We start from the raw sequence: 5,823 nt of genomic DNA, 5'->3' as shown, positions 1-5,823 counted from the left end.
GCTCGGCCATTTCGTGACGTACTACGCGGAGCTCCCGACGCCGGCCGACGCCTTCGGTTACGGATTCCTCGATTCGATCCGGTTCTTTCTCGCCGAATCGGAAGACGAAGCGCTGACGATCGCCCGCGATCGGCGATCTCGCTGGATCGCGGTGACCGATCTCACGCCGAAGATGAACGACTACGGCAGGATCCTCGGCCGCGCGCCGTACGTCGTCGTGACCGAGCGGGGCGCGGCGCCGACGCCCGCCTATTTCCGGACGATGCAGTCGCGCCTCTACGACTTCGACGCGGCGGGGCCGCTCCCTCTCAAGCACTTCCGGCTGATCTACGCTTCCCGGACCGGCGCGCTCCGCGGCGGCCGGTTCGTCGCTCGCTGGAAGATCTTCGAGGTCGTCGAGCCGTCGTGAAGCAGGTGATCGTGGTGGACGAATCACTCCGGCTGCCCCGCGGAAAGCTCGCCGCCCAGGCCGCGCACGCCGCCGTCGCGGCCTTTCTCCAGGCTCCCGCGGCGGCGCGGAGCGCCTGGCTCGCCGAAGGAATGCCGAAGGTCGTCCTCGGCTGCGCGACGGAAGCCGAGCTCCTCGAGATCCACGAAAGGGCCCTCGGCGCCGCCCTCCCGGCCGAACTGATTCGCGATGCCGGGCGGACGGTCGTGCCCGAGGGCACCCCGACGTGCCTCGGCATCGGGCCCGCGGAGGACTCGGCCGTGGATTCGATCACCGGGACCTTGAAACTCGCCCGCTGAGCCGCGGATTTCCCGCTTCGCCGGGCTCCGTCAGGAGAGGGCCGCGACGATGCGTTCCCACCCCGAACCGAACTCGGCGGGCTCGGGAAGAAGGCTCACGACGACGACGTCGTCCTCCGCGAAATCGAAGAACCATCCCGGCTGAACGAGGACCCCGGCGTCGCGGAGGAGCATCCCGGCGGGATCTCCGTTCCCCGCGGCGAGGCGCACGACCGCCGACCAGCCCGCTTCGACGGGAAGGCGGCTCGAGCCGGGAATCCGCGCGAGCGTCGCGTCGAGCGCGGCGAGGTTCCCCCTCAGCCGCTCCCGGATCCGCTCCCCCGCGCGGAATCCGATCTCGAACAGGCGCGGGAGCGCGAGCTGCACGGGCGTTCCGACCGAGAGATACGTGTCGGCGATCAGCTCCAGCCGGTCCGCCGCCGCCGCGGCGGCGGCGCGCTCGCCCCCGATCGCGATCCAGGCGAGCTTCATCTGCGGCAGCGCACAGGACTTCGAGATGCCGCCGAGGGAGAACGCGAGGGGACCGCCCCTCGCGGACGCGGCGGGTGCCGCGGGATCGGCGCCGCCCTCGACGGCGAAATCGAGGAACACCTCGTCGGAGACGAGCGCGTGTCGGCCCGGGTCGAGGAGAGCGAGAAGCCGGCGGCGATCGTCGCCGGAGACGAAGCTCCCCGTCGGGTTGTTCGGGTGGACCGAGAGCACCGCGCGCGCGCCCCCGTCGAGGCCGCGCTCGATCGTGGCGAAGTCGAGCCGCCACCGATGTTCCGGCGGCGGCAGGCGAAGCCGATACGGGACCGCCGACAGCGCTTCGAGCCGCACGAGATGTTCGAAAAGCGGGTAGCTCGGCTCGGGAACGAGGAGCGCGTCGCCCGGATCCGCGAGCAGCTTGAACAGGAAGGAATATGCCTCGCTCGTCGACGCGGTGAGGAAGATGTGGTCCGGGTGAATGTCCGCTCCGCGGGCGGCGTAGGAAGCGGAGACCGCCTCCCGGGCGGACGCGAGGCCTCGCGGGTCCGGCCGGTAGGCCGCCGACCCCGCGGGAGAGAGAGCGCCGCGAAGCTCTTCTTCGGACGGCGAGAGGCCGGCCGCCGACGGATTCGACACGGTCAGGTCGACGTACGGCTCGGAGCGCGCGCGCAGCGCGGCCGCGAGAGGATTCTCGGAAAGATCGGCGGGAGTGCGTCGCGAGAAAAGCACGGAAGCGATTCTATGAGGGCGCCGACGGAGTCGGAGGATAATCCCGGTCATGGACGAGTGGGAGGATCGGCTCGTTCGCCTCGCCGCGATGCCGTCTTATCTGGAAAGCCTGCGAACCCGTTTCTCCGACGACCGCACCCGCGTGCGGCCGGAACCCGATGCGTTCTCCTACGTCGAGCACGTCTGGCATCTCGCCGATCTGGAAACGGAAGGCTTCGGGGAGAGGATCCGGCGGCTGCTCACCGAGGACGCGCCCGTCCTCCCGGATTTCGACGGTGCCGGCGTGGCGGCCGAGCGCGATTACCGAAAACGCGACCTCGCGGAGGGGCTGGCGGCATTCGCCGGGGCCCGGGGTCGCAACGTCGAGGCGCTCCGGCGCTCGACCGAGGCAGAGCGGTGCCGCTCCGGCGTGCAGGAGGGAGTCGGCCCCCTCCGTCTCGGGGAGATTCCGCTTCGCATGTTCGAGCACGACCGTTCGCATCGGGCGGAAATCGAAGCGCTCCTCCCCGCCGTCGGGGGCCGCCGCTGAACGGGTTTTCGTCCAATTCCAAGGCAACGGCGGTACACTGGAAGCGAACGGCAATGTCTCGAAAAGGCGGGGCGATCTGCGGAATGCTCGCGCTGGCTCTCGGCGTCGGAAATCCGATGGCCGCGGCGCAAAGCAGCAGGAGCGTCGCGCCGGGCTCGCCGATCGAATCCGAGCTCTCCCCCGGCCGCGTCGACGCCTACCCGATCGAGCTTTCCGCGGGCCAGTTCCTCCACGTCGTGGTCGAACAGAATCATCTCGACGCGTCCGTCCGGATTCTCTCCGCGTCGGGCGCGGAACTCGCGCAAGCCGACAATGCTGCCGACGAAAGCGATCCCGTCACCGTCTCGGCCGTCTCTCCCCGCGCGGAGAGCTGCCGGATCGAGATCCGTCTGAGGAACGACAAGTCCCCGAGGGGAAGATACCGGCTCTCGATCGACGCGCCGCGCCCGGCGACCCCGGAGGACTCGAAACGGATCGACGCGGAGCGCGCGCGTTCCGCGGGCGACGCGCTTCTCGCGCAGGCGACGGAGCCGACGTCCCGCCAGGCTCTCCAGAAATACGAAGAGGCGATCGCCCTCTGGCGCGCGATCGGCGATCGCCGCGAAGAGGCCGCGTGCCTCGACCGCGTCACGGACACGCTGGGATGGCTCGGCGACTTCCACCTCGCGCTCGACCGCGCGCGGCAGGCGCTCGCCCTCTGGCGGGAAGTCGGCGACCGCCGCGGCGAATCGTCCGCGCTCGACGAAGTGGGCGTGGCGCTGCTCCGCACCGGTGACCAGCGGGCGGCCCTCGAGAACCTCGGGCAGGCGCTCGCGATCCGCCGGGAAGACCGCGACGTGCGCGGCCTCGCCGAGACGCTCTCCAACATCGGCGGCGCGCGGAGCGCGCTCGGCGACTATCCGGACGCCGTCGCGCGCTACAGCGAGGCGATCGACGAGGCGCGCGCGTTCGGCGACCGGGCAATGGAGGCGGCCATCCTCCGGAACCGCGCGGTCAATCTCGAAGTTCTCGGTGAACTCGAGCGGGCGCAGGCGGACATGGACGTCGCTCTCGCGCGCTTTCGCGATCTCGGGAACCGGCACATGGAAGGCGTGACGCTCTATTCGCTCGGGACCGTGTGCCTCGACCGCGGGGACGCGGCCGGCGCGCTCCGCCGGTACCGGCTCGCTCTTCCCCTCCTCCGCGACGTCGGCGACCGGAATGCCGAGTCGGCGACGGTGAGCCACATCGGCCTCGCCGAGCTCGCGGAACGCCGTCCGAAGGCCGCTCTCGCCGAATTCGAAACCGCACGCGCCATGCAACATGCGGTCGGCGACCGGCGGCACGAGGCGAGCGCCGTCGCCTGCATCGCCCGCGCGCGCCTCGAAATGGGGGATGCCGCCGGAGCCTTGGACGCTTTCCGGGAGGCGCTGCCGATGATCCGCGCCACCGGCGACCGCGGAACGGAGGCGATCGCCCTGGTCAATCTCGCCCGAGCCGACAGGGCCCTGGGAAACCTGGACGCGGCCCGGCACGACATCGAAGACGCGCTGAGGTTCACCGAATCGACGCGCGGCGCGATCCCGGCGCTCGGCGAGCGGGCGCTCTACCTGGCGGCGACGCACGAGCGCTACGACCTCCTGATCGACATCCTGATGGACCTCGACGCGCAGGAGCCGGACCGGGGATGGAGCGCCGAAGCCCTCCATGCCAGCGAGCGATCGAAGGCGCGGAGCCTCGTCGATTTCCTGGCCGCCGCCCGGATCGATCTGCGGCAGAGCATCGACCCGGCGCTCCTCGAGCGGGAGAAGTCGATCGAGTCGCAGATCGAAGCCCGGCGGCGGCTCGAGGCGCAGCGGCTCGCCGGGACGGCGCCGGTGCCTCCGCCGGGCGCCGACGAACGGCCGCTCGACGCCCTTCTCGCCGAACACGACGAGATCCAGGGGAAGATCCGGGCCGCCGACCCGCGCTTCGCGGCGCTCGAGCGCCCTCAGCCGCTCACGGCCCGGGAGATCCAGGACAAGGTCCTGGATCCCGACACGGTGCTCCTCGAGTACGCCCTCGGCGAAAAGCGGAGCTTCGTCTGGGCCGTGACCGCCGGGCGAACAACGAGCCGGACGTTGCCGAGCCGAAGGGTGGTCGAGGCGGCGGCCCGACGCTTTGCGGCGGCCTGCAGCGACGGCGGCAACGATCCCGCCGCGACGGCGAAAGCCGCGGCGGCCCTCGGAGGGATGCTTCTCGGACCGGTCGCCCGGGAGATCCGGCACAGGCGGATCGCGATCGTGCCGGAAGGCGCGCTGCTGTACGTTCCGTTCGCCGCGCTTCCCTCCCCGGGCTCCGGCGATCCGCTTCTCGCCGGCCACGAAATCGTGAGCGTCCCCTCGGCGACGACGCTCGCGGTCCTTCGGCGGGAAGCCGCGGACCGGGCCGCGCCCGGGCTCCGCGTCGCCGTTCTCGCCGATCCGGTATTCGATCGGCGGGACCCGCGCGTGCTATCGGGCTCCGCCTCGCCGGCGACGGCGCGGCGCGGCGACGAAGACCGCGTGACGCGATCGATCCAGGACGCGGGTCTCGCGCGGCTCGATCGCCTCGGCGCGAGCCGGAGGGAAGCGGAGGCGATCGGCGCGCTCGCCGGCGCGCGCCGCACCCTCATGGCGCTCGACTTCCGCGCGAGCCGGGCGACGGCGATGAGCGCGGACGTTGCGAGCGCCGGCATCGTGCATTTCGCGAGCCACGCGATCCTCGACGGAAAGCACCCGGAGCTTTCGGGGATCGTTCTCTCCCTCGTCGACGAGCGCGGCGACCCCGTCGACGGGTTCCTGCAGACCCGGGACGTCTATTCGCTCCGCCTTTCGGCCAACCTGGTGGTCCTTTCCGCATGCCAGACGGCCGTCGGCAAGGAAGTGCGCGGAGAAGGGCTGCTCGGACTCTCGCGCGGATTCATGTACGCCGGCGCCCCCCGGATCGTCGCGACCCTGTGGAAGGTTCCGGACCGAGCGACCGCCGAACTGATGAAGCGATTCTACGAAGCGATCCTCACGGAAGGCCTCCGGCCCGCCGCCGCCCTCCGCGCGGCCCAGCGGGCGATCCGCCAGGAACGGCGGTGGGCGTCTCCCTACTACTGGGCGGCCTTCACGCTGCAGGGCGACTGGAACTGAGCGCGTCCATGCCGACGGAAGATCGCGCCGCCGAGCCCGAATCCCTCGTCCGGCGCATCCGCGAAGGGGATCTCTCCGCGGAAGAGGAGCTCGTGTGCCGGTATCAGCGGCCCGTGTCGGTCGTCCTCGCGACCGCGCGCCGCGACGCCCCGGCGATCGACGACCTCTTCCAGGAAACGTTCCGGATCGCGATCGAGAAGATTCGGTCGGGCG

6 protein-coding genes are annotated in these 5,823 nt (G+C 71.2%); 5 read left to right on the top strand and 1 reads right to left on the bottom strand.

The genetic code is table 11. The features are described 5' to 3' along the window. Together VFS34_13100 and pth2 are read left to right on the top strand one after the other, a co-directional pair. Positions 1 to 409 (top strand): hypothetical protein (locus VFS34_13100; protein HET9795385.1); only part of this gene is annotated, 409 nt, incomplete at its 5' end. Further along, positions 406 to 747, top strand: a complete 342-nt coding sequence (gene pth2, locus VFS34_13095) for an aminoacyl-tRNA hydrolase (protein ID HET9795384.1) — start codon at positions 406 to 408, stop codon at positions 745 to 747. The genes VFS34_13100 and pth2, both read left to right, overlap by 4 nt. Positions 748 to 777: 30 nt before the next feature. Here pth2 and VFS34_13090 read toward each other — a convergent pair whose 3' ends face one another. Then, a complete protein-coding gene (locus VFS34_13090; protein ID HET9795383.1) occupies positions 778 to 1,944 on the bottom strand; it encodes a pyridoxal phosphate-dependent aminotransferase in 1,167 nt (388 codons plus the stop codon). Between the two features lie 49 nt (positions 1,945 to 1,993). Here VFS34_13090 and VFS34_13085 point away from each other — a divergent pair, with 49 nt between their 5' ends. The 3 genes from VFS34_13085 to VFS34_13075 form a co-directional block, all read left to right on the top strand. Further along, positions 1,994 to 2,473 carry a DinB family protein gene (locus tag VFS34_13085; protein HET9795382.1) on the top strand — a complete coding sequence of 160 codons (480 nt, stop codon included), beginning with the start codon at positions 1,994 to 1,996 and terminating at the stop codon, positions 2,471 to 2,473. Between the two features lie 53 nt (positions 2,474 to 2,526). Continuing rightward, positions 2,527 to 5,610 carry a CHAT domain-containing tetratricopeptide repeat protein gene (locus VFS34_13080; protein ID HET9795381.1) on the top strand — a complete coding sequence of 1,028 codons (3,084 nt, stop codon included), beginning with the start codon at positions 2,527 to 2,529 and terminating at the stop codon, positions 5,608 to 5,610. An 8-nt stretch (positions 5,611 to 5,618) separates the two neighbouring features. Next, positions 5,619 to 5,823: hypothetical protein (locus VFS34_13075; GenBank protein ID HET9795380.1), on the top strand; the 205-nt coding region annotated here is incomplete at its 3' end.

It is taken from the genome of Thermoanaerobaculia bacterium (assembly GCA_035717485.1).
Taxonomy (GTDB): Bacteria; Acidobacteriota; Thermoanaerobaculia; order UBA5066; family DATFVB01; genus DATFVB01.
Note: the sequence above shows the minus strand (reverse complement) of the source record. Positions and strands in the feature narration are given on the sequence as shown.